Source organism: Okeania sp. SIO2B3 (genome assembly GCF_010672525.1).
In the GTDB taxonomy this organism is placed as follows: Bacteria; Cyanobacteriota; Cyanobacteriia; order Cyanobacteriales; family Microcoleaceae; genus Okeania.
This window is the reverse complement of the sequence record NZ_JAAHGH010000008.1, coordinates 38,746-64,233: the sequence shown is the minus strand read 5'-3', so window position 1 is coordinate 64,233 and position 25,488 is coordinate 38,746. Positions and strand designations below refer to the sequence as shown.

The window sequence follows — 25,488 nt, the reverse complement described above, 5'->3', positions numbered from 1 at the left end:
GCTAAAGTTCTGTTGTCTGCCAAAAACTCAAGTTTTGATTTTTCCCTGCTATTACTACAGCAGCAATATAATTATATTCAGGAATAAACTGATATAAATACCAACGGGAAGCTTCTTGAAAATCTCCATTAATATTAATAAATTGTATTGGTTGTTCGGGTTTTAAACAAATTTCTACTTTTTCCAATCCTCCTGCTAACCCATCTCCAGTAGCTTTTAAATAGGCTTCTTTACAAGTCCATATTTTGAAGAAAATTTCTTGCTGTTGTTGAGGAGGAAGCTGACTAATAAGGTTATATTCTTGAGCAGTAAAGAAACGTTTTGCCAAACCTTCAGCATCATTCATTGGGCGAATATATTCTAAGTCAATACCAATTGAATTAACTGTGGTAATAGCATATAAAGCTAAATCTTGAGAGTGAGATAAATTAAATAATATAGAGGTATCTGGTAAATAGGGTTTGCCTCGTTCACTATAAGTGAATTGTAATTTTTTAGGTTCAATATTTAAGTAATGGCTAAGGATTTTTCTGAGTGTTCCTCTGGCAATAATAAAACGATTTTTATCTCGTTCAAAATGAAATTTGTTGGCTCTATCTATTTCGTCTGAGGATAAGATTTTTGATAATTTATTAATGGCAGATGGAGGTAATTTTAGATTTGTACTCCAAATATGAACATAATTTGGTGATAATTCTAATTTTTGACCTAGAGGTAGAGGTGAAAAAAACATTGATTACAGATTTATCGGATATTTTACTGGAAATATGGAAGGTTTCTAAAGGATTTTTATGGGTTGCAAAAAAAAATATTTTAATATGATAAGTATAGTAGAAAAAATGTACTTATATTATGTATTATGTATGGAAATAAAATAGAAGTCAGGAGTCAGGAGTCAGGAGTCAGGAGGAAAAAAGAAAGAAGAGGAAAAGAAAGTTTTTTATCACCCTATTAAACAGATATAGTATTATATCTACTCAAAGAAATGAGGCAATAAAAATAACTTCAGAGAATTAGTCAGGACTTACGCATGAGGTACGAAAAACTAGGATTTGAGATTGCTTTCCGTTCCGGACTGCTCCGCAAACCCTGTGGGTCGCTTCGGAGGAAAATAGGTTGTATTGCGTAAGTCCTATTAGTAATAGCTGCCTTGTAATACCTAAAGTTAAAGCTCTAAAAGTAGGAAATGGAAATAAAATAGGTCAGCTATAGTGGTCTGCTGAAATATAGCAGTCGCCATTACTGTATTTGACATATCAAAAGCTTAAAACTCAGACAACGCTAAATTTTTCCTTCTTCTTTCTTCCATCTTCCATCTTCCTTCTTCCTTCTTACATGATGTTTTGGCGACTTATTCCTTTACTAACAACAACCGGAAAGTTACAAATGGCAATAGATGAATGGTTGCTACACCAACATCTGCAAGGAAATATTCCACCAACTCTCCGCTTTTACACCTGGCAACCTGTGGCCATTTCTCTGGGTTATCATCAACGACGTTATCCTGAATATTGGCAAAACCTGACTTGGCAAGGCCAACCGATAGATATTGTCCGTCGTCCTACTGGTGGGAGGGCGGTTTTGCATCAGGGAGATTTAACTTATAGTGTGATAACTTCTGGTTTTCCTGGTAGTCGCATTCAGTCTTATCAAGCTATTTGTGAATTTTTAATACTGGGGTGGCGATCGCTCGGTGTTGACTTAGTTTATGGCAGTGCGGGAAGAGGTTATATCCACAACCCTAACTGTTTTGGCACTTCTACTGGTGCAGATTTAATATTACCTAATGGTGGAAAATTAATTGGTAGTGCCCAGTTGAGAAAAGGTAAGGGAATATTACAACATGGTTCTATGATTTTAACACCTGATGTTGAATTTTTTAGTTATGTTTTTAACTCTCAACCTTCTCCCGGAGTTTCTGATATTTCTACATCTGTTTTATCTCCTACGGATAGGAGAGAAGTTATGATTAATCAGGTTATTGAAGCATTACTTAGAGCAGCTATGGAATGTTTTAAAATTCAGTTAATTACAGAGCCTTTGTCTGAGAGAGAATGGATAGAAATTAAGAGTTTTTCTGTTTAGCTAAAGCTAGCTATCAATAGGTAGAGGGAAGGCAAAAGGCAGAAGGGAATTTTATTTTTGGAGATGTCTATTCAGACTTCTAAAGTTATGTTGAAAAATAGAAAGCATAGTTGTGTCTCCTTCCCACTACCCTATTCCCTATTCCTTGTTCCCTTAAATTATTATGAATCACAAACAATTACCCCCAGAAAAAAGAGAGAAAAGAAGCTGATAAAAATACTTCTGTAGCACAAGGAATAAAAAGTATAAGATTTCCCATTAAAGATCGAAGTATTCCTACCTCAATAGATGAGTTTATTTATCTAATTAGGGTTTGCACTTCACTAGTCTTTTAGTAGGGGTAGGAGACAGCTATACTGGAGACAACCCACCCGCGGGGCCCTCCCAGGAGGGGAAGACAGTATTGAATATCAGGAGATATTATTTCTTTTCTTGGTCGATTGGATATGGCGCAGGTTTCGGAGCCATCCCACCCTACGGGAAGCTCCGAAGAGCGACCGCTTTTTTTCCCCTTAAAAGAGTCGGCTTCAAGGCGCGAATTATTTAATAATTAATAATTAATAATTAATAATTCGGTAAGCAGTTTAAAGAATTTATTTGTTTGAGTTATACTATATTGGAAAAATATTTGCTAGCTCAACAAGTAACCTATCTAAATCTGATTTAGTATGGAGTTAAATCTAGTTTGATTAAATAGGACTTGCTGATTGAATCTAAAAGTACTGATGAATTTAATATTNAACCCTAAACGTTCGATTCCCAGTAGCAAGTTGAGAGACTGGCTAAGTAGCACCCTCTTTCAGCGGATGCACAGAGCAGGTATTTGACATTTCCAAAAGATGAGGATCTTAAATATGCCACAGATTTTATTTACTATAGACCAGTCCAGTATCTTTGCGGGTAACCAGGATGGTATGATAAATTTGCAGCCTACTTTAAACAATCATGGTCGGTTATACGTTATATGGAGTGCCAATCATCCACGCCCAGTTTATGTGGGTAAGAGTAGACACGTTCAAAATAGGTTTAATGGTAGGGTTCAGGCATTAAATCATGTAGGTGTCACGGATCAATCGCTAGAAAATAATTTTGTATTTACCATCAGGATAACAATAAATGGTCATTATTCTCAAGTAGGTGATGATGGATTGGCTGGTGGCATTAATGTTGAACACCTATTGATTAGGATCTATATTAACTATTATCAGTTTTTGCTAAGAAATGTCGACTTATGGAATCTTCCTTTCAACAATGGAGATCATAACGGCTTGTATGTTAGGTATATTGATCCAAACAACCGTGTTAATGGTTTTGCCCCAATTGACAATGCAGGGAACTTTGTGCAGTTATTGGCTGGTGTAGGAAATTATTAAGGGTCTTCAGGGTTCAGTGTCACGCCAGTAGGGTGCTTTAGTAGAGGAGCAACCTATCAATATATAGATAATCTCTGCTCCTGCGTAACGCACCAAAGCCTTTTGCCGAACCAACCGCCCTGTGCTGAACCGAACAGCTTGGCGATCGTTATCCCCATGAAATTACTTTTTGATGAAAATCTATCGCCTAAAATATAAACATATTTTTTGGATAATATACCATGACACAAGCTACTACCAGAGTTCTCCCCCGCTTAACACCACAGGAATATTTGGAATGGGAAGTCCAGCAACCACTACGCTACGAATATTTTAATGGGGAAGTGTTTGCGATGGCAGGGGGAACGTTGCCCCATGCAGACATTGCCCTAAATTTGGCAACCCTGTTACGAGAACCGTTACGGGGGCGCTGCAAGGTGCGTAACTCTGATGCCAAGGTGGGCATTACTGACGAGGGACCGTTTACCTATCCAGACCTTAGTATTAGCTGCGACGAGCGCGATCGTACCGCCCGACAATTCATCCGCTATCCCTGTGTCATTATTGAGGTGCTTTCTCCGAGTACGGAGGCTTACGACCGGGGTGGTAAGTTCGCCCTGTACCGTCGTCTCTCAACGCTACAAGAATATGTTTTAGTGAGTTCTGAAACCAAAACGGTTGAGATTTTTCGGCGGGATGCTGTTGGAGAGTGGCGATTCATTCCTTACAGTGAAGGTGATACGATTGAGTTGATGAGTTTGGGAATCACGTTATCGCTAAATGCTATTTATGAAGATGTTGTTTTAGAGTTGGAGGATGAAGGAGGTGAAAAAAGGTAGCACTGCTGATCAGCATAAATCTATTGGGGGGTGAAGGTAGTGTGATGACACTACAGCGTTTCAGTATTCAAAGGTAAGAGTCTATATTGTAGGGGCGAATGGCATTTGCTAGCGCAAAGCTCCGCTAACGCCCTTAAGCATTGTACGACGACGACAGAATTATATTACTCCGAAGCCAACGGATTTGATATAACTATTGTCCAATAGATCAATAGAACATCAATCTCAACAGAGCGATCGCCAATTACCAAAGCAATAACTATTGTCCAATAGAACATCAATCTCAACAGAGTGATCGCCAATTAGCACAGCAATAACTATTGTCCAATAGAACATCAATCTCAACAGAGCGATCGCCAATTACCAAAGCAATAACTATTGTCCAATAGAACATCAATCTCCACAGAGCGATCGTGAATTACCAGAGCAATAACTATTGTCCAATAGAACATCAATCTCCACAGAGCGATCGTGAATTACCAGAGCAATAACTATTGTCCAATAGTTCATCAATCTCCACAGAGCGATCGTGAATTACCAGAGCAATAACTATTGTCCAATAGTTCATCAATCTCCACAGAGCGATCGTGAATTACCAGAGCAATAACTATTGTCCAATAGAACATCAATCTCCACAGAGCGATCGCCAATTACCAAAGCAATAACTATTGTCCAATAGAACATCAATCTCAACAGAGCGATCGCCAATTACCAAAGCAATAACTATTGTCCAATAGAACATCAATCTCAACAGAGCGATCGCGAATTAGCACAGCAATAACTATTGTCCAATAGAACATCAATCTCAACAGAGCGATCGCCAATTACCAAAGCAATAACTATTGTCCAATAGATCATCAATCTCAACAGAGCGATCGCCAATTACCAAAGCAATAACTATTGTCCAATAGAACATCAATCTCAACAGAGCGATATAACTGCGGAATGGATGTTCTATGCTACTGTCATGCAACAAAGCCATTAGGGAGTCGTAGGGGCGTTAACGATAGTTATGCGAAGCAAATGGCATTTGCTAACGCAAAGCTGCGCTTTATATGTTGCGCAGCAAAACGCCCGTATAGGAGTTAGAGCGGAGAAGAGGAATAAAAATAGGGTATTACAAGGAAAAATTTTTTTATCCCTAATTAAGCGGACATGATATTATGCAAATTATGAAATAATACGCTATCTGTAGAGGGCAAATGCCATTTGCCCCTACCAAATATGGTGGTTCTGCCTAAGTCCTGATAAAATAGGAGTTATTCATGGCTTTTAGTGATTATAAAACTATTGCTCAAGTTCAACAAGAGTATAATATTAAGTATTTGGAAGCAGACTTTATTGAAATTACCGATTTAAAACCTTCCGATCTGTTTGTTAAGGAATTGAAATTCAGCGAACAGAATATGGATATATACACATCTGAATCATCAAGATGCGAAAGTATTATTTATCCAATTTTAAGAGAAGTTTATAAAGATTTTACTGATAAATATACTCTTTGGAGCCACAAGTTCATAACATACAATACTAAACTAAATGGAACCCCTGATTACTTGTTCTCAACAAAATCCGAATTAGGTAAAACCGTTTTGGGTTTTCCAATTGTCGTTGTTGTTGAAGCAAAAAAGAATGATTTTAGTGAGGGATGGGGGCAATGTCTAGCTGAGTTGATTGCCGTGCAAAAATTAAATAAAGCCGAGCAACTTCCTGTGTATGGGATAGTAACAGATGGAGAATTATGGCAATTTGGAAAATTAGTATCCGATGAATTCACAAAAAGCAAGTTGAGAATTACTATTACCGATTTAGATAAAATTTTCGGAACGATAAGTTTTTTATTATCAAGCAAAAGGGAAGCAGATTGAAATTAAATTCGGTTTTTTCTTGCCTTCAACACCAAAGTTTAATAGCACTTACGCAAAGAAACCCGGTTTCTACAGTAAATCATTGTTTTTGACAATAAACATCTACGAGAAACAGGGTTTCTGGGTTCGCCAATAACTGATAACTGATAACTGATAACTGATAACTGAATAGCCCCTCTGCAATCAAAGATTTGAAGAGGGGAGTTCTCACTCCATTGTTAAATTTGGGTGAAATTAGCTGGATTTTGATCGCGCCGATCGCGCACCGGAATAGGTATTCCTTGACGATCGCCAGATAGAGCTGCCGTGGTTTCTAATGCTTCTCTCAGTCGTTTGGCGGCATAGATGGACATATCTCTCGGTACACTAATACGATCGCGCAGGTAGCGCAGGGCTGGATCGGAACCAGATGGTGGCGGACACAGTTCTCCTGTCATCATGTAAGTCAGAGCGCAACGCAAAGCTTCATCAAAAAGGCGATCGTCGGCTGGATTAACGCGAATGATATTATGACGATGCTTTACCACCCGGTGCAGAGCTTCTGTTCGAGACGTTTCGGGTTCTGGGTACATCACATCTGGTAATCCAAACCAAGGACCGCAATCGACTCGTTTTTGATTAATCTCAGTTTGAGATTCTTGGTTAGGATAGCATCCGCCCATTTGCGGTGGTAAATCGTGAGCATGAGTATGAAAATCACTTTGTGTCCCTCGATAGGTGGTTCTGGTTTCCATAGCATCAAACCAATCAGAAAACTTGGGATTTTCTTCCCGCAATGAATAGCCTTTGTAGTAGTAGAGACTAGCATTCATCCGCTCCACATAAGGAGTAAAAACCAAATCAACTATACCAAATTCTTCCAGAAAATAAGGTCCTGGAGTACTGGCTAGAGCAGCTTCAACTTGAGCCACGATGGTGGTAAATTGATCTCGACTGCGTTGTTCGTCCCTTTGCGACCGCGTGGGGTAGCACAACCAACTACACCAGCCACGAAAAAGTAGACGTTCTAGCTGGCGCAGAGGCAGCGCTCGGCGATCGCCCATTCCTACCTGATTTAATGGGCCAAATGCGTTTTCTAATGCTAATAAGATATCATCACTTTCTGTAATTAACTGACCGTCAAGTTCTAGTGCAGGAAGCATTCCTGATCGCACCTTTTGCTTATACCACTTTTCTTTCGTTCCATAACAGAACATAGTGATCTTCTCGATACGGTACGGAATCTGCTTTTCCTCTAACCACAGCCACACTTTTTGGCAATAAGGACACCAAGCATGATGATCGCGATAAAGAGTAACTCGCACATCTGATTCGGCTTGTCCAAACAGGCGCAGTCTCGCTTGGGAATTGGTTGGTCCGTTAATGGTATCTCGCTCAAATGTGGCGAGTTGTTGTAGTTCTTCCCAACTCAAAGGTAAAGATTTGGTCGATCTCATAAGTTACTGCTCCATAAAACTGATACAAAGCGTCACATAACGTAACAACTTGATAGCGTAGCTCCTCCGTAGGAGGCTGTTTACTTCCTGCTTCTTGTGAGGCCGTCGGCGGTTTCTCATCCACAGGCATTCACAGTCGAGCCGACTGCATCTCTCAAATTAATACTGGCGTTTAAATCTCTATCTATTGACAACCCACAATCTGGGCAATCATAAGTCCTTACATTTAAGGGCATATCTTGAACATGACCGCAGTTTGAGCAAGTCTTTGATGATGGAAAGAATCTATCTACTACTACTAAATCACAACCGTACCATTGGCATTTATATTTCAGCTGTCTGGTGAAATTCATAAAATCACTATCTGCTATCTGATTTGGCTAGCTTATGATTGCGTAACATTCCACTCACATTCAAATCTTCACCCACCCCTCTTGCTCCCCTCCCAGGAGGGGATGGGGGTGGGTTGTGGTTCAAGGCTTGCGTATGTTGTCAGTTTATGAAGTGCATCTTTACGGATGTTTGCTACTTTTCTATGCAATCTGGCTATCTTTAGTTTTGCCGCCCGACCGTTAGCAGAGCCTACCTCTTTATGACGATTTAGGTATTGCTCTGTTGACAACTTGGCTTCAAATTTCTGGTACGATCTGACACTTTCAAATACTTTCCCATCACTTAATATCACTAAGGTTTTTACTCCTAAATCTACACCGATAACATCCGTTTTTTTCGGTGTAGTTGTGCCATTCCATTCATAGCTACAGCTCAGATACCAATCACCTGCTTGTCTACTAATTGTTATTTTTTTAGTTGTTGCTTCAATTGGTTCATAAGTTTTAATCATACCAATAAAAGGTAATTTATGATTCCATCCATTTAGTTCTATTGGTTTTCCACAATTATCTATTGTGAATGAATCACGTTTACCTTTCTTTTTAAACTTTGGGTATTTTCCTAATCCTTTAAAGAACCTCTTAAATGCTTCACCTAAGTTGATGTTTGCGCAGCATTCCGTAGGAAAAGCATATTGGTAAACTTTAGATGACAATTTTTTCATCCAAGGATATAAAGGCTTTGTGTGGTTGGTAAAAACTTCTCTAAGTATAGGAGCATTGGGTTTATAACCATCTTTATAAGCTTGATTCCATAAGCCTAAACCCCAATTGTAGCACCAGCGTGAGTAGCCCGCGTGTTGAGCCATCAGAGTTTTTTGCTGATTATTGAGTTTGAGCTTGGTTCTAATGGATTTCATGTATGTGTGTTTCATGTGCGCAGCAAACACAGTCTATCTAATAGTTTGCTTCGTAAGGTATTATATCGTTATTTTTTGATTAAGTCAATGCTTCAGAAAATAATGTTCAATTTTATCACAACTTCATTTCTCCGACTCGGAGTCTGACGGTTAGCAGCTTGAGGACTATAGGAAACCTTGCGTTGGAAGAAGACTTTATTGAAATTACCGCTCTAAAACCTTCTGATTTTTTTGTTAAGGAATTAAGGCTGCACTCAGAAAAATTGTAAAATATAAGCCCTAATAAAATCAGAGGCACTATAAATGTCTAAATCTAGTCAAGTTTTAATTGATGCTTTTCTCGCTGAACGTAATACACCAAATCCTCTCGGTGACCGTAGTCCTACCTGGGGTCGTCATGTAGACGATCTTTCTCTGGTCGATCCTGGAGAAATTGCAGAAAGTGTTGTAGTGATTGAACCCTGGGAGCATGTTGGCGAACGACCGAAGGATAAGGTTGGGGTCATTGCATCAGAGAACGTGGCCTATATTGTCGATCAAATCCTGGGTTTACCTACCCTTATTGTGCCCGCTTGGAAGCATGGTATTTCTGACCTAAAGCGCTTTGCTTCCCTGGCAAGCGTAGCCAAACTTATAGTATTGGAAGGGGGTGAACCGGATGTTCATGTAAAAGATACTTTTTCGCCAGCATTTCCTCGTTCAGATGCTACGCAACTGATTGTTGAATTCCTCTTAAAACAGGTACCTTTCATTGGCATTTGTCTCTCTCATCAGCTTACGGCGCAGGCCCATGTAGAATTAATCCGTGAATCTGTGGATCGTCTAGAAAAATCACAACAACCAGCGTTTGTTGCTGTCAGTCGTCGCATTGCCGAGGTAGCAAATCGCCTGAAGGTCGAAAAGAGTTATGGTACTGTCGCCCAATCTTGGAATGATGAATCGTTTGCCGTTGCTAAGAATGAAGAAATTAGCCATTCTAATACACGGTTATACCCCTACCGGGATATCGATATTCCTCATGTTCCGACTGAAATTACCGAGGCATATCGTGTAGTAGCAAAACGTTTTGATGCCATCATTGATGTAGCACTCCAGTACGAAAACAATCTGCACATTCAGGCATTTCATGGCAACGAAGTATCAGAAGAATCAATGCGGTTCGTATGTTGGGCTTATCAGCAAATTAACCATGCGATAACTGCTTACAGCCTTGAAGCAGCCTCGATACTTGACCTACAAAGCCTCATGGATGCACCCATTGGTGTCGAAATTTTAGCTTCAACACATACTCAAAGTGGCGATCCGCTATGTGAGGTGGCAGCAACCGGTATTTATTGGGATAACGGTCGGAAAGCACTAACTACCCAGTTTCACCCAGAACTTGATGAATCTTTAATAACAGCATCTGAAGGTTGGGCACTTTCCTGGGAAGATATGAAAAATTCTGATGGAATTCGTTTGTTAGCACGTATACTTCAGTCAGTCATCTAAAAATGAGTGACAAACCGCTTCCCTCTCACCACTTATATCAAATCCGGTTGAATACTTATTATATGAGATGGGGAGATGGGGGGATGGGGAGATTTAAGGTGAGAAAGTGTGGATAGAGTTATAAACATATACTGTATAACCGGATTGTATATTATCCTAAACACAATAATTTTCTTCAATTGCGATCGTCCGATTTTGTAGTAATGAGCGATCGCTGATCGTTTAGGGTGAGCTAGCAGGAGAGCAATCTATCAAATAAATGGATGCTCTCCGTCGCCATTCCCTTGAGGAGTTAAAAGTCAAAAGTCAAAAGTAAGATTTGAGAGGTTTCAAACCTCAAACGAGCTGATAACTGATATAGAATCCGGTTATATAGTATATGTTGATAATTCTATAATTACTTCAATATTTAATCTCCCTCACTCCCCCACTCCCCCACTCCTCCACTCCTCCACTCCCCTACTGCAAACTATACAATAACTATTCAATCGGATTCTATATGAGTCAGGTACAATTTTCATAGCTCCCCTGTAATTATTGACAACTGATAACTGATAACTGAAATGACCTTTGCTCTTCTCGTTCGGTTCTAACTTCTGCAACCAGATCGCCCGAATAAATGCCATGAGTTTGTTAGATTTCTGCTCGGAGAGAATTTAAACATTATAAAGCTTTTTGAGCTTGGCGATCGCCTTCAGCAGAGATTCTATCGCTTCTTTGTTTAAGAGTTTCTAATCCCAGACGTACTATTTCCACAGCAACTTCAGAGAGTGTCTGATGTTTTTGAGCGCTAACGGTCGTAGGATGTCGTACTGTTCTGGTTTGAAAACCCGTGGGGATATGGATATTTTGTCATCTCATTCTCTGAACATCAATGTTTTGGGAATACTGCCTATTATATGATTATTTTGAGTAAATTGAGAAACGCTCACTCACTTGCCTTATCTTTGCAGGGCGGTCACTTGGAGCAAAAATATAATGCTGACTTGAGATTTATCAAAAACTTTCAACTCTATTCCTATTTAGGGCTTGCTGATTAATTCTCGTGCGTATTGACTGCTATTGACTTGAGCATTTTTTTGTTGAAAAAAGTACCAGCTTTTCAGTGGCAAGAGCTGCATAAAGCTAGTATTTTGGGATGATTATGGCAGACAAATTTAGGGACAATTTTTCCGACTATCTCCTCTAAATTCCCCATTCCTCCTGTCTTCCCCTCCCCTCCTGGGAGGGGTTAGGGGTGGGTTGGGAGGGGGAGGGGCGAGGGGTGGGTTGTCTCCTGTCTCCTACCCTTCCCTTACCCATAAGGCTTTTTCAGCAAACCCTATTTATCAAAATAGTATGTTATTCTGTAAGCATGGGAAAAAATGCGCGCAGATAGGGTCGCTTTTCAAACTATAAAAACTATGTCGAGAACAATAATATGACTAATATATCCGTTCAATATGAACCACCACTTCCAGTTTCTTTCCTCCTGACTCCTGTAGGGGCGAACGGCCGTTCGCCCCTACTGCTCCTAAGTAATTAAGATTAATATCATACACACGCTTTACCAACGCCAAATATGGTATTAATTCTTATCCTCAAATCCTGCTACTTCAGATAAAGTATAAAGAGGTCTACCTTTGACTTCTTCATAAATACGTCCGATATATTCTCCTAAAATTCCAATACTTACTAATTGTACTGCTCCTAAAAAGAATATTGCCATGATAATTGTTGCCAAACCAGTTAATGGTGAATCTGGATAAAAAATCCGCCAATATAAAACTAAACAAGCCATCAATAAAGCCACACAAGCAGCAAATAATCCTACATAAGTAGACAGTCGTAAAGGTACTTTAGAAAAAGAGACTAAACCATTAATTGCTAAAGCTAAAGACTTGGCAAAAGTATATTGAATATCACCAGCAAAACGAGGTTCGCGCTCAAATTTAATTGCCGTTTGTTTAAAACCAACCCATGCTCTTAAACCTCGAATATAACGATTAGTTTCTGGCATTTTATTCAACACATCTACCACACATCTATCCATTAAACAAAAATCTCCCGTATCAATGGGAATTTCCACATCTGCTAAATGTTTTAAAATCCGATAATAGAGAAAAGCAGGCAACTTTTTAAACCAACTTTCTTGATGTCTTTTTGTGCGTTGAGCATAAACAACTTGATAACCCTGTCGCCACTTTTCAATTAAGTCTGGAATTAACTCTGGTGGGTCTTGCAAATCTCCATCTAAAACTACAATAGCTTTCCCCCTAGCAAAATTTAAACCAGCAGTAACAGCAATTTGATGTCCGAAATTACGGGCAAAACTTAAGTAACAAATTCGAGAGTCTTGTTGATGTAATTCTCGGAGTATTTGTAGAGAGCGATCGCGACTCCCATCATTAATTAAAATTAATTCTACATCTCCATCCATTCTATTCAGAATGGCACTCATACGCCGATATAATTCTGGGAGATTTTTCTCTTCATTATAAATAGGAATTACTATAGAATATTTCATAGAAGAAGCAAGAGGGAAGAAGGAAGAAGGAAGAGGGAAAATTGAAGAAACAAAAACTTCCTAAAAAAAGGAAGGAGGAAGAAGGAAGAAACAATAATTTTCTACTAAAATAGATTTTTCCATAAATCATCAGCACATTTCATATTATTCAGGTATACCAGTCGCGGGCAAGATGCCCGCACTTGCATTCACTTTACCATTTATATTTGTACCTCATCTCTCTGCAATCTGCTGTATCTACATTTCAGAAATTGCTTGAATAATCTTAAACTAAGACATAATATAATACCACTGAATGAATTTATGGAAAATATGATAAGCTAAGAATACTTTAGATTCTATATTCCCTATTCCCTATTCCCTATTCCCTATTCCCTTTGACAAAAATTTAGATATATGGTTTCAATGCAAAACAGCTTATCAAATAATTTATGGAAAATAAATCAACAATTAGCAACAGTCTATTTATCCCATCCTTTTGTGCAAGGAATTGCTAACGGTACACTGCATCATAAAAGTTTTGCCTATTATGTTGGACAAGATGCTTTTTTTCTCAGAGCATTTGCTCGTGCTTACAGTATTGCTGCTGCTAAGTCCCCAGACTGGAAAATATTTGAACTGTTTCATGCTCTCGCAGGTGGGGTAAAAGAGGAATTGCAACTTCATCAAAGCTATGCTGCTAAATGGGGAGTGAATCTAGAAAATGTTACCCCAGGATTTTCTACACGGCGTTACACAGATTTTCTGCTAGCAACAGCTTGGAGTAATAATATTGGAGCGATCGCTGCAGCAATGACTCCTTGTATGCGACTTTATGCTTTTTTGGGACAACAGTTAGCTACACCAGAAATCCCAGAGCATCAATATTCTGAATGGATTCGTACTTACAGCAGTCAGGATTTTGAACATTTGACGCAAAAGCTGGAGAAAGTGATAGACAGTTACGCAGATAATACTCAAGAAGCAGAATCAACCTACTGTTATGCCATGCTCTGCGAACGAGATTTCTTTCAAGCAGCTTGGGAAATGGGAAAAGAGGAAGTGGAGAGCATACCCGTGGTAGCTGCAACTGAACGCAAGATTGCTAGCGGTTCCACAACTCCAGGTGAGACATCGTGGGTTGACTACCCACCAGATGGGATCTATGTGGATATCGATACCAGTAAGGCAGGCTTTACCGAAACTCCACTTTACTTCACTTCGATTGGTGGCCAAATCCATCATTGGATGACTTACGGCGCTACTTCAATCTACAATGCATCACCAACAGGATTCCGTGTGTACATATACAAACAGTCTGTCATTTCCAATCATCCCGACATTGTTCTGACTCCCCAGAAGGCTAACAGCTTTTTGTGGCATATTAACTGGATGGCGATCGGTAGGTAGGGCTTGCTGATTAAACCTATAGCTCTGCGCGCAGGCAACAGGCAACAGGGAAAATAAAAAACCGATAATATAAAACTTTTAGCTATTGGGGGGTGGGTCAATATTTGGCTTTTGACTTTTAGTTTTTTACTTTTTACTTAGTTAAATTCCCACTAAGCTAGATTAAATAACTTGCTCAAACTGCCATTGCAAGAATGATGTCCTGACGACGACTGGAAAGGGCTTCATATCTCTGGCCAGCAAGCAGCAGCAAAATAAGTTAGAAAAGTTTGTCATAAATCTCCTCCCCATATTGTCTATTCTATAGGGCGACTAAAAGTAACAATGGACTTCTAGCCGTCTTGATCGTCTACATCTAGACGATCATAGGGATAATAACTGCCTCTGGCAGTCATCCAAAGTCGATCAAATTAGTTAAGGACAAGAAAGACATGAACATCAAAAAGATATTCGGTACGTTAATAGCGCTATGCGCTGTGTTGTGCATTACATTGGCATGGCCAGTCAATGCTGTAGCTGGGGAACTGGAGAGCATTCCCCTGGTGGCCCCAACTGAATACAAGATTGCTAGCGGTTCGACGACTCCATGCGAGACACCATGGGAGAACTACAACCAAAATGGGATATATTTGGATATCGATACCAGTGGAGCAGGCTTTACCGAAACTCCACTTTACTTCACTTCCCTAGGTGGCAATGGTAACCACTGGACGACGATGGGCGCTACTTCAATCTACAAGCCATCGCCTAAAGGATTCCGCGTATACATATACAAGAATGGGGATCTGACTCCCGATTATGCTAACGATCGCTGTTGGTATATTAACTGGATGGCGATCGGCAAGTAAGACTCAGAGTGCGACGGCACACTGACACTAGCAGATAGACTTCCCAAATATCCCGATAATCCTCCTAAAGCTCAGACTTCAGGAGGGATTTAATATTTTCAAGACTTATGCAGAACCACCATATCTAGTAGGGGTGAATAGCATTCGCCCCCATACGGATAGTGTATTGTCTAAAAATTTGCGTAAGTCCTGATTGTAATCTCCTGTAAAAAGATAGATACAGCAGTTTTCAGGTCAATGAACCAGAAAAAAGTGATAACCCTTTAAGGACGTTGCACGCAACGTCCCTACATTATGCTCTACTCAAATTACATTAATGTCAGAGAGTTTAACTCAATTAATCAAGACTGTACAGAACTCTTAAAACTCCTGAAAACTATTGTCAAATTAGCCAAATCAAATAATTATCACAGGACTTACGCAAAATGTGAAATTATACACCAATTGTAGTGGGCGAATGCCATTCGCCCCTACTAGATATGGTGGTTCTGCGTAAGTCCTGTATCAATTATTAATTATTAATTATTCATTATTCATTATTAACTAACGTCCCAACTTATTCGGAATACCTTCACAACCACCTGGTATCTTTCTTCTACTTTTTTCTCCAGACCAAGCACAACAATAATAACGTTGTTCGTCAGACAACCGTTTGACTCCATTAAAGTCAACATTTTCTACCACTGCACCAGTACAAACACCTGTTTGATAGTTAGGTACATGAGTACGACTGCGAGGAGTAGCAGTTTCTGCATTACCATAGAAAAATCTCGCTCCCCTCAAGTCAGCACCTACCAGACTTGCTTCATACAAAATAGTACGAGAAAAATTTGCTTTGACTAAGTCACAATCACTAAGATTAGCTCTAACAAGATTAGCATCACTTAATTCTGTCCACCGCAAATCTGTTTTTGTCAGGTCAGCTCCTGCTAACATTACTCCTAAGTCAATCACACGAATACCATATTCCCTGTCTTCCGCATAACCCCCATTACCATCCAAAATAGGCCGACCAAGTTGGCGATCGCGCTTAATCGGTGTTATTAGTCTAGACTGAGATAAAAATCTGAGAATTTTCGCTTTACCTTCTGCATCTACACTTTTAATAATAGCTGCTGTACGTCCTTCAGCGATCGCTCGTTCCTGTGGCCAATCTTCCAACAAACCTTTTTCATCCATTGCCAGATCGGAAACTCCTTGAAAGTAAGCATCAATGGTTTGTTGTTGAGTAATGCGGTTTTGCTGAATGGTCAAATCTTTGGAAATAACATATTGTCGCCAAGCTACATATACAGCAATAATTGCAATTAAGATTTGACCCAAAGCTCCGATGAGTTCGCCCACCGCTCCAATAGCGTCCCAGTTAATCTGAATATTACGAGTACCTGGTTCTTGGTTTGCTCCACTTAACATCAGTAAACCAACAATAGCCGCCAATATCCCAAAGCAAGCAATAATCAGGTTACGCCAAACTGGAGGAATGAGGGTTTTCCAGACTTTACCCCAACTAGGCCAAATCATTCTGACGGAAGCTACCATTGCTACAACTGCACTGCTATAACCAAGCAGTACATTATCTATGGCTAACCCCAGAATCATTAACGCAATTGCTGCTAGGGAGACAATGGACGCAATTCGATTCTTTGGCCCTTCATCTCCTTGATTGTTCGCCAAACCATTGAGCTGTGTGGGAGAGGAGGGTAGCATTTTTTCTATTTCGTTGTCTACCAAGTTTAATTGCTCTATTGATGTTTTTACAGGAGCGATCGCTGCTTTTGTGCCATTAGAATTTTCTGAGGTAGGACTGGTGTTTGGAGAATTAGCTGGAGAAGAGTTTGAATCATTATTCATAGAATTTTTAATTTTGATTTTTTTGACAGACAATTAATTAGTTAAGTTTTTGTAATATCTATAAAAAACTGAAAACATTAGAAAAGAGAAGTTATGCCCATAATTTTACGGGTAAGTTTAGCTAGAGGTTAGGTTTTATATCAATTATATTGGGACTAAACTTGCCAAGACAGTCATAAGTCATAAGTCATAAGTCATAAGTCATAAGTCATAAGTTATTAAGTTAGAAGTTAGAAGCAAAAAAATATTAATCTAGGACTCAGGCCGAATTTAGAAGTCAAAAGTCAAAAGTTAAAAGTTAGAAGTTAGAGGCAAAAAAATATTAATTTAGGACTCAGGCCAAATTTAGAAGTCAAAAGTTAGAAGTTAGAAGTTAGAAGTTAGAAGTTAAAAGTCAAAAGTCAAAAGTTAGAAGTTAGAAGTCAAAAGTTAGAAGTTACAAGCAAAAGAATATTAATTTAGGATTCAGGGGGGTTTTGATTAATTGATATAAGGACTTTGACTTTGAGTAGGATATAAGTTGGCTTGACTATTCATGACTCAAAGGCCGTGTATATTTTATTAGGTATTAGGATAGATAGAAAGAGGTACAGTAAATACCTTTGTTTCAAATTTAGCCATTTTTTGTAAGTGTAAAATTATGACAACTTCTGAAATTTTAGTTAAGAAGGAAAAATTAGAGAACCCACCTTTGGAAATACATTATTTGGGCGATCGCTCTTTGCGTCAGTCAGCGAAGCGTGTGACTAAGGTAGATGATGATATTCGGAAACTGATACGAGAAATGCTCCAAACTATGTATAGTGCTGATGGTATTGGTCTGGCTGCACCTCAGGTAGCTGTCCAAAAACAAGTAATTGTTATAGACTGCGAGCTAGATAATCCTGCTACGCCCCCTCTAGTTTTGATTAATCCTACGATCAAAAGGTATGGTAAAGAAATTTGTCTTTTCCAAGAAGGGTGTCTGAGTATTCCTGGGGTTTATTTAGATGTTAAACGTCCCTCAATAATTGAAGTTGCCTACAAAGATGAAAATGGTCGTCCGAAAACTCTTCAGGCTAAAGAATTATTATCTAGAGCAATTCAGCATGAAATGGACCATCTTCATGGGGTGCTGTTTGTAGACCGAGTAGAAAATAAGTTGGCACTAAATGAAGAGTTGACTAAGCATAAGTTCTCTCCTAAAGCTGTTAAATCTGTTACTTAAAGTCTCACGAAATTAATACAAAAGCAATAGTCCAAAAGTTTAAGATTTATCAGTTCTTAACTTTAGTGCATATCATAAAAAATCAAAACAGTCAATATTTTTGGAGAAGAAAGTTATGGTAGGAACTCCTAAATCAACATTGCTTTTGGGTGGGTGTTGTATAGCAGCGATCGCAGCAGTTGGTTCTATTTTTGAGTTGTCCTCTGGGGAACCAGAATTAGGTGGTCTAGTAACAGGGATAATTTTAAGTCTGAGCATTCCTCTAGCCACTTTACTCTTTTATTTAGCAATTCAAGACGCTAAGGCGAATCAGTAGAAATTGAAGAAGCACTCAGCACTCAGCAAGATTATTTTTTTGAACGTGCCAGAAGGGGATACGGAACTCCTCCTAAAATTAAACGACAAGCTAGTGCCACTACGCGGAAGTCAAAAGTCAAAATTAAAAAGTCAATCATTTTTGATTGGTAAGGCTTTTAGGATTTTGTAACTGGTTAGTTATTTCTGCCATCCTGTACTAGAAGTCGGGGGTTTAAACCCAAGCTTTTAGCGCGCTGAAAGCTGAGTGCTGTTTGCAGAGCATTCCAGTACGGAAAATGCTGATAGCTAGTTAAGCAATGAACAATGAACAATTTTTAATTGACAATTAATTGTTCATTGCATATAGCAGAAGGAAGAAGGAAAAATCTTACTTTGTCTGAGCTTTAAGCTTTTGATCTGTCCTAACCTTTCCTTCAACTGCTATATCAATAATTATTTTGACTACAAATTTTAAAGATATCTAAAAAATGGCATTTCTGCGACAACTGTCTACAAGAGGGGTATATGAGGAAAAACTCATAAAAGAGTATCTATCTGAGACAGAGGAGGTAGTGCTAGGACGCGATCCCAGGTGTCAAATTGTCCTAGAGACAAAATTGTATAGAACGGTTTCTCGCCGTCATGCAATGATTCGTATTCAGACTAAACAGGCCAAAACTACTGGTTTAGTATGGGAAATCTGCGACCTCAATAGTTCTAATGGTACTTATATTAATGGACGAAGAATACAGGGAAGTCAAATTTTACAGGTGGGCGATCGTATTAGTCTGGGTTACAAAGGGCCGGAATTCATTTTCGATAATTTATCCCACCAAAAATCAACCTCATTAGTATCACCTCCAGTAAACCCTACTTCACATCCTGTCAATTCTGTTGGTAGTGCTAAAGTTGAAGATGTTGAAGATACTGATTCGATAACTTTGACCCAGTTATTTCCTATTGCCTCTACAGGAAAGCAATTAGCTAAAAAAGCCTATCTTTATCCAGGTATTATCACTGTATTTTTTGTGATTTTAATGTTTTTAACAGTGGGTAAAGCAATAGCTTTCAATTTTTTATTAGCAGCTTATATTGCTAGTGCAGCTTATTATTTTGTTTATCAACTTTGTGGTAAACAAAAACCTTGGTGGGTATTATTTGGAGCATCTTTAACTACTGTATTAATTTTATTAAGTCCTATTTTAACATTGTTTATTGGAGTATTTCGTTTTATACTTCCTGGTGATATATCAGTAAATCCTCAGCAAGTTGGCTTTCTTGATTTCCTGATTAGAATGTTTTTTGGCGCGGGATTAATGGAAGAGTTATTAAAAGCATTACCTGTATTTTTAGTACTATTTATAGGTCGTAATTTACCTTATCCCTGGCGAAATAAAATTGGTGTTTGGGAACCTTTAGATGGAATTTTATTAGGAACAGCTTCTGCAGTAGGATTTACTTTATTAGAAACTCTTGGACAATATGTTCCGAGTATTGTGGATAGTGCGAGTTTACAATTGGGAGTAGATGCGGGTCAATTGGTAGGATTACAATTGTTAATTCCCAGAATTTTAGGTTCAGTAGCTGGACACATGGCTTATAGTGGTTATTTTGGTTATTTTATCGGATTAAGTGTTTTAAAGCGTCGTAATAGTTGGTTGATTTTAGGCGTTGGTTATTTTACTGCATCTATTCTTCATGCTTTATGGAATGCTTCTGGAGTTTTAAATATATTTCTTTTGGCTTTTGTGGGAGTGATTTCTTATGCTTTTTTGGGGGCGGCTATTTTAAAAGCTAGGGTGCTTTCTCCTACAAGAAATGAAAATTTTGCTACTCAGGTTTTAACGAAGTAAAAAAAATAGTATTAACAATATTCGATGGATTTGATAACAACTATTAAAGCAGATTTATGTGACTATAGATTGTATAAGTATGAGGAAAAATTGCAGTCCCTATCCAATAGATTTGTTTTCATCGCAGAAGCTACAGAAAAAACTTTGGATGAAGGTGAAAATATGTCCCCCAACAGAAATTGGATGAAGCTAATTGCAATTATTCAACCATAAAACCCCAGTAGATTAAGGGGGTAAATGTTCTGGCTACAAATAATATAGATTACTATACCTAAAAAATAATCTAATGGCATTCATCAATCCATATTGTTTTTCAAGTGCTTATAGACTATAACAGAGTAGACAAGAAATAAAGGCTGGCACAAAAAAACTGTAATTATTTTCGCTACTTCAGAAAAACTTGCTGCTATGTGAGATAAGGTAAAAGTTAAAATTGCTCCGGTAAGAAGAAATAGAAATATTCTTATTTCATTATCTTTTGTTAGCTGCACGGTTTGAACAAAGCTATCCCCAGTACCTCGTTTTTCAATTGATTAATAATCTACCTACCAAATTTAGGCCATAACACTTGAATAAAAAAATCATTCAACACTTGATTACATTGAAATGCCAATTGATTTTGGTCTAATTCATCTTTACTAAAATAAGCTAAACGCTGACCTTCATTAAGTTGAATTTGCTTTAAATCTAAATCTATTTGCTTCCAGAAAACGTAATGTTCTCTATCATAAATATTGTACTTTTGAAAAAAGTTAATATCTGTTAATTCAATTTCGATTTCTTCCATTATTTCTCTGCATATACATTCTTCAGGAAGTTCACCATTTTCAATAAATCCTCCTAATAAATTCCAAGTATTAGGAAAAGGAATAGAATCTTTATTATCTCTAAGCACGAGTAAAATTTGCTTGGAGCTATTAAACAAAATAATTACACAACCTTGTAATTTGTTCATGTTGATCTCCTGTTAGAACATTTTCATTTGGGATATTAATAGATGGGATAAATATAGCGATCGCCTAATTCCTTTATTTTGCTCTAAATTATTCTTATATTATTTACTAACTATCCGGAAAAAATTAAGCGGCTTTTTACAAATTAAGTTCGGTTCACGTTTACTAAAGCAAACATCACGATAGTACATCTGTGCTGTACCTATAAGGAAAAGTTTCAGTAATTTTGTTCAGTCAGTTTTTCTACAAGAAAACGTCTAAATACCAATAGTAAAGGTAGGGGTCTGGTGACTAAACCCCTACATAAGACTAGCTATATTGACACAATGCTCTTGTATGGAAGCCATTTTGTATCTTTGTCTGGGATTAAATTTTTGAGTTACGAGTTGGGAGTGGAATAGAGGTAACACAGGAAAAAGATTTAAAAATTCTCACTTGCTCCCCTACTCCTCTACTCTCCTACTTTTAAAATTAGAATCAGATTTTTCCGGTCATTAAATCTTTCGTAAGCATTTCCTACGGAATGCTGCGCAAACAGCTATTAGCTGTCAGCTATCAGCAACAAGATTCTCTCTTATGGGAAAGTGTTTAAATTAATATAGACTTTCAGGCAAAGGGAAGCAACTTTTGTAGTAAGACAATTAAATATTGCTTTGATCCTCAACTAAAAGCAATAGCTGAAGTTCGCAGTTCCGACCATAGGAGGCTAGCTGATGGCTGACTGCTGAATGCTTACAATCTTTCCATTCATCACTCCTGAGTGGAAAATCACAACATTTTCATTTTCGTAAGCTCAGAAAAAATCGCGCCTCAAAGGATTTTCGGTTGCATCCTCACAATTTTTGTGATATTCTCAAGCTTAAATGGGGTTATTTGACTATACAAATGACTTTTTATTCAACTAAAATTCCCGACTCAGAAACAACCAAGTATTTAGGAATTTTTCCAGCAAGCAAGAGTAATGCAGAAATATTTTCATTTTCTGGAGCTTATAAGAAATGTTTGTCTTCTCTTGTCAAAGTTTCCCATTGATCACTCCTGAGTGGAAAACCACTAACATTTTCATTCTCTTAAGCTCCAGAAAAAAACGCGCCTCAAAGGATTTTGGGTTGCAGCCTCAAAATTTTTGTGATATTCTCAAGCTTAGATGGAGTTGCTCGCCCCCACACATGACTTTTTATTCAACAAAAATACGCTAAACGCTAAAAAAGTATAAATATCGAAAGATAAAAAGTTAAATTAGAAGCAACTCCAAGCAAATAATTATCAGTGTGATCTCAAGAAAATTTTCTCTAGTCATCAACAATAAGATTATTGATTACCCATCCACATTGATCCGTTAATTCATCCCTATCAATAGTCATATTTTCCAGAAGTAAATAAACCAAACCGAATTTTTACTAACTAGCTAGAAATTAAAGTCAGACAAAATTCCAGGAAAATAATTATTGGCGGTTGTCTCCAGAAAATTCACTCCATCAGTTAACTTATAACTATAAATATTCGGATTTTCCCGAAGTAGATAAACAGAACTTTTACCCTGAAGATAAAAAGTCAAACTATCACCAAACCCAGGCGAATAATTATAGGCGGTTATCACCAGAAAATTTTATCTAGTCATCAACAACTAGATTATTGATTACCCATCCACATTGATCCGTTAATTCATCCCTATCAATAGTCATATTTTCCAGAAGTAAATAAACATAATTTTTACCAGCGAGTGAAAAATTCAAGTCAGACAAATCTCCAGGAAAATAATTATTGGCAGTTGTATCAAGCAAATTTCCTTGCTCATCCAAAGAAGAAAATGTAAGAGACAAACCATCACATTCTTGATTCAGAAAATTTAGTTGACCAGTAATTTTTACTGATTCGGATATTTGCCCTAAATAGAGAAAATATTTAGAGGTTTGTTTAGTAGCATCCGCAGGGTCTGTCATTAATTTATAACCATTTTCAGAAGTTTCAATAACTGCCGAATAATTATAAGTAATATAAGGAGATTGATTTAAACTCATCCAGTCCAACTGTCTACCTGGACGTTGAGGAATTTGTTTTTGTACTGCTGATAAAGTTTGTACAGCAGTCGCTACAGAAGTAGGGCGAAATCTTTGATAAAAACTGACAGTAATTCCACCATTTAAAATAAATTCTTCTGGCAATTTTCGGAAATCTTGAGCAATGGGAAAATTTTGAGTAAAAGCATTATAGACAAACTTCACTAAGTCTTGTTGTCCTGGTTTTAAGACTTGTTCATCAGTTAATAATACTTTCTGAAATGGGTGAGCAATAACTATATATTGTGCTTCTAATAATTCTGGCAATGGGTAAGTATCGCGGGTGTCTATATGTGGTTTACTTATTGCTCTTAAATTTGACCAACTTTCAGGATTAATTATCCGATTAGCATTTCTAATAATATTGGCATTAAATAGATTTGAGGAAGCAGCTACATATACTAACTCTTGATTTTTGGCTAATTTACTTAGATAATCGCTCAAACGTAAAACTTCATCATAGTCGGAACGAATTAATGGAGAAAAGTTAGTGGCAAATAATGGTCGTAGAGAATTATTAAATTTGCCAATTGTAGTTATGCCAAAGATAAAATTTCCGAGTAACAATATTCCGGTGAGACTTAAAATGATTAATCTAGTTTTGTTTTTGTCTCGGAAAGTATTAATGGTCGTCCAGATAAATGAAGCTAATCCTAAAACTATTATTGGCGTAAAATGTAGAGAGTAATGAATATTGCCATAACGCAGTAAAATCAACCATTCACCTAGAGAAAAAATTCCGAATAATAAGAGAAAAATAGTAGTGGATGGAATTAAAGATTTTGTCAGAAGACCCACAAAAAATCCCATAGCTACTAACAGTAAAGTTATTAATCCATAAAAACAGGCATAACGCCAAAAGATATCAGGTATTGATAAACTCCAAGCAGCATAGAGAGTTCGATAATTTTCTGTCAAAGAACTTTGGATAAAACCCCAAGCAAAAATTGATATAGTCAGGAAACTACTGATAGAAATTAGACTAATTTTTATGGCACTTTCTAAAAGTCTTTTCCAGGAATTATTGACAGAGTTGAAAGTAGTCAAAAAGTTAATCATAGTTTGGCAACTAACAGCAGCAAGAAAAGCTATTGCGCTATAAGCAAAATGTCTTCTGAAAACAATAGATATTCCCAAACATAATCCAATGACAGGAATTTTCCACCAAGCATTCAATCTAATATTTTGTAAGTAAATTAAAATTGCCAATAAAATAAATAAAGTCGCTCCAATATCAGGATATCCTCTCAAACTAGGACTCCAACTCATAGGTATTAGTAGAGCGATCGCTACTGTTGACCAAAATATCCATCGAGAAGGAACTGGAATTAATTTTGTCGCGATAGAACCTAGCAGTAAACTAAATGGTAATAAATAGACCAGATTAATACTCAAAATATAAACAATTCTGTGATTACCAAACAGATAAAGAAATGGAATTAATGGCAGGACTACCAAATAATTTTTCTGTTGAGATAAAGAACCTAAAATATCATTAATAGCTCTTTGAGGTGATGCTCGAAATAAATTTGTTAAATTATTTGCTGCATTCTGATATCCCACAAAGTCCCACCAATAAATTGTATGTTCATTGGATACATATATTGATGTTATGACAGTAATTATCAAAACTACAATTAAGAAAATAATGCTATTAATTTGAAAGCTAGACTGTGATTTAAGTTTAGTATTTAATGATTGAAAAAAAGAGTGATTTTTCATATTTATCCCGAAATTAGATATAGCGCTAGGGAATAGGGAATAGGGAATAGGGTTTTAGGATTGAAAAATGTCCTAACCAATTCTTGTAGTGCTATAGCTGTGGTCTTGCCATATAATTCTCATATAATTCTATTAAGCTAATCTCAAGCTTTTCTGAATTTTACCGTCTTATTCTATCCTGGAAAATATTATTTACAGAAAAAATTTCTTATCCGGTGTGTCACTTTGCCAAAATAGCCAAAATTAATTGATGGATAATTTTCCCTGATAAGTGGTAATTTTTTACCTTTTCAGTAGTGGAGTTGTTTGGCAAAATGCTACAGAATTTTCCCGAATGACCAATAAAAATTCCCCCCTTTCAGCAGTAAAGCTGTTCGGCAAAATGCCAGATAATTTTGTCGCAGAAAAAATCTCTTATCCTGTTTATCACTTGACCAAAATAGCGAGAATTAATTAATGGCAGATTTTCCTTAATGACC

The 25,488-nt window shown here is 37.5% G+C and carries 20 protein-coding genes and 1 pseudogene; 12 read left to right on the top strand and 9 right to left on the bottom strand.

All coding sequences use genetic code 11. From position 1 onward, the window contains the following. Nucleotide 1: 1 nt before the first annotated feature. Entirely contained in the window at nucleotides 2-733 is a 732-nt protein-coding gene (locus tag F6K15_RS09605) for a 4'-phosphopantetheinyl transferase superfamily protein (RefSeq protein ID WP_293060276.1), read from the bottom strand. A gap of 653 nt (nucleotides 734-1,386) precedes the next feature. On the opposite strand from F6K15_RS09605, the gene F6K15_RS09600 reads away from it, so the two are divergent. The 4 genes from F6K15_RS09600 to F6K15_RS09585 all read left to right on the top strand — a co-directional run bounded on the left by F6K15_RS09600 (nucleotide 1,387) and on the right by F6K15_RS09585 (nucleotide 6,144). Continuing rightward, on the top strand, nucleotides 1,387-2,085 hold the full coding sequence (locus F6K15_RS09600; protein ID WP_293060275.1) for a lipoate--protein ligase family protein: 699 nt from the start codon (nucleotides 1,387-1,389) through the stop codon (nucleotides 2,083-2,085). 854 nt (nucleotides 2,086-2,939) lie between these two features. Next, nucleotides 2,940-3,458 carry a hypothetical protein gene (locus F6K15_RS09595; RefSeq protein ID WP_293060274.1) on the top strand — a complete coding sequence of 173 codons (519 nt, stop codon included), beginning with the start codon at nucleotides 2,940-2,942 and terminating at the stop codon, nucleotides 3,456-3,458. Nucleotides 3,459-3,679: 221 nt separating this feature from the next. Next, entirely contained in the window at nucleotides 3,680-4,276 is a 597-nt protein-coding gene (locus tag F6K15_RS09590; RefSeq protein WP_293060273.1) for a Uma2 family endonuclease, read from the top strand. Between the two features lie 1,265 nt (nucleotides 4,277-5,541). Further along, nucleotides 5,542-6,144, top strand: coding sequence for a hypothetical protein (locus tag F6K15_RS09585; RefSeq protein WP_293060272.1), 603 nt, complete (start codon nucleotides 5,542-5,544; stop codon nucleotides 6,142-6,144). A 218-nt stretch (nucleotides 6,145-6,362) separates the two neighbouring features. Here the strand turns inward: F6K15_RS09585 and F6K15_RS09580 are convergent, their stop codons facing one another. From F6K15_RS09580 to F6K15_RS09565, 3 genes and pseudogenes are all read right to left on the bottom strand, one after another. Further along, complete coding sequence (locus tag F6K15_RS09580; protein ID WP_293060270.1) at nucleotides 6,363-7,580, bottom strand: glutathione S-transferase family protein; 1,218 nt, start codon at nucleotides 7,578-7,580, stop codon at nucleotides 6,363-6,365. Further along, nucleotides 7,519-7,704, bottom strand: coding sequence for a hypothetical protein (locus F6K15_RS09575; RefSeq protein ID WP_293060269.1), 186 nt, complete (start codon nucleotides 7,702-7,704; stop codon nucleotides 7,519-7,521). Before F6K15_RS09575 ends, F6K15_RS09580 begins: the two co-directional genes overlap by 62 nt. Continuing rightward, nucleotides 7,697-8,832 (bottom strand): annotated as a pseudogene (locus F6K15_RS09565) (RNA-guided endonuclease InsQ/TnpB family protein). The gene F6K15_RS09575 and the pseudogene F6K15_RS09565 overlap by 8 nt, the downstream one beginning before the upstream one ends. Before the next feature lie 303 nt (nucleotides 8,833-9,135). Here F6K15_RS09565 and F6K15_RS09560 point away from each other — a divergent pair. Next, nucleotides 9,136-10,323 carry a hypothetical protein gene (locus F6K15_RS09560; RefSeq protein WP_293060267.1) on the top strand — a complete coding sequence of 396 codons (1,188 nt, stop codon included), beginning with the start codon at nucleotides 9,136-9,138 and terminating at the stop codon, nucleotides 10,321-10,323. 1,567 nt (nucleotides 10,324-11,890) lie between these two features. Here the strand turns inward: F6K15_RS09560 and F6K15_RS09555 are convergent. Continuing rightward, nucleotides 11,891-12,829, bottom strand: coding sequence for a glycosyltransferase family 2 protein (locus F6K15_RS09555; RefSeq protein WP_293060266.1), 939 nt, complete (start codon nucleotides 12,827-12,829; stop codon nucleotides 11,891-11,893). A 396-nt stretch (nucleotides 12,830-13,225) separates the two neighbouring features. Here F6K15_RS09555 and F6K15_RS38210 point away from each other — a divergent pair, with 396 nt between their 5' ends. Both F6K15_RS38210 and F6K15_RS09545 read left to right on the top strand, forming a co-directional pair. After that, nucleotides 13,226-14,218, top strand: coding sequence for a TenA family protein (locus F6K15_RS38210; RefSeq protein ID WP_363267607.1), 993 nt, complete (start codon nucleotides 13,226-13,228; stop codon nucleotides 14,216-14,218). Between the two features lie 431 nt (nucleotides 14,219-14,649). After that, nucleotides 14,650-15,066 carry a hypothetical protein gene (locus tag F6K15_RS09545; protein ID WP_293060265.1) on the top strand — a complete coding sequence of 139 codons (417 nt, stop codon included), beginning with the start codon at nucleotides 14,650-14,652 and terminating at the stop codon, nucleotides 15,064-15,066. Between the two features lie 543 nt (nucleotides 15,067-15,609). On the opposite strand, the gene F6K15_RS09540 is transcribed toward F6K15_RS09545, so the two are convergent. Further along, nucleotides 15,610-16,917: a pentapeptide repeat-containing protein gene (locus tag F6K15_RS09540; RefSeq protein ID WP_293060264.1), complete on the bottom strand. Its 1,308-nt coding sequence runs from the start codon at nucleotides 16,915-16,917 to the stop codon at nucleotides 15,610-15,612. Between the two features lie 640 nt (nucleotides 16,918-17,557). On the opposite strand from F6K15_RS09540, the gene def reads away from it, so the two are divergent. From def to F6K15_RS09520, 4 genes are all read left to right on the top strand, one after another. Continuing rightward, nucleotides 17,558-18,124 carry a peptide deformylase gene (gene def / locus F6K15_RS09535; RefSeq protein WP_293060262.1) on the top strand — a complete coding sequence of 189 codons (567 nt, stop codon included), beginning with the start codon at nucleotides 17,558-17,560 and terminating at the stop codon, nucleotides 18,122-18,124. Between the two features lie 115 nt (nucleotides 18,125-18,239). Further along, nucleotides 18,240-18,440 carry a hypothetical protein gene (locus F6K15_RS09530; protein ID WP_202221930.1) on the top strand — a complete coding sequence of 67 codons (201 nt, stop codon included), beginning with the start codon at nucleotides 18,240-18,242 and terminating at the stop codon, nucleotides 18,438-18,440. A gap of 469 nt (nucleotides 18,441-18,909) precedes the next feature. Beyond that, entirely contained in the window at nucleotides 18,910-20,274 is a 1,365-nt protein-coding gene (locus F6K15_RS09525; protein WP_293060259.1) for a PrsW family glutamic-type intramembrane protease, read from the top strand. Nucleotides 20,275-20,298: 24 nt separating this feature from the next. Further along, on the top strand, nucleotides 20,299-20,487 hold the full coding sequence (locus F6K15_RS09520) for a hypothetical protein (protein WP_293060258.1): 189 nt from the start codon (nucleotides 20,299-20,301) through the stop codon (nucleotides 20,485-20,487). 328 nt (nucleotides 20,488-20,815) lie between these two features. On the opposite strand, the gene F6K15_RS09515 is transcribed toward F6K15_RS09520, so the two are convergent. Next, a complete protein-coding gene (locus tag F6K15_RS09515; protein ID WP_293060256.1) occupies nucleotides 20,816-21,229 on the bottom strand; it encodes an NUDIX domain-containing protein in 414 nt (137 codons plus the stop codon). Nucleotides 21,230-22,112: 883 nt separating this feature from the next. Here F6K15_RS09515 and F6K15_RS09510 point away from each other — a divergent pair. After that, nucleotides 22,113-22,259 (top strand): hypothetical protein, encoded by a 147-nt coding sequence (locus F6K15_RS09510; protein WP_293060254.1) that lies wholly within the window; start codon nucleotides 22,113-22,115, stop codon nucleotides 22,257-22,259. Between the two features lie 376 nt (nucleotides 22,260-22,635). On the opposite strand, the gene F6K15_RS09505 is transcribed toward F6K15_RS09510, so the two are convergent. After that, nucleotides 22,636-22,827 (bottom strand): hypothetical protein, encoded by a 192-nt coding sequence (locus F6K15_RS09505; RefSeq protein WP_293060252.1) that lies wholly within the window; start codon nucleotides 22,825-22,827, stop codon nucleotides 22,636-22,638. Between the two features lie 13 nt (nucleotides 22,828-22,840). Then, complete coding sequence (locus tag F6K15_RS09500) at nucleotides 22,841-25,009, bottom strand: hypothetical protein (RefSeq protein ID WP_293060250.1); 2,169 nt, start codon at nucleotides 25,007-25,009, stop codon at nucleotides 22,841-22,843. Nucleotides 25,010-25,488: the final 479 nt, after the last annotated feature.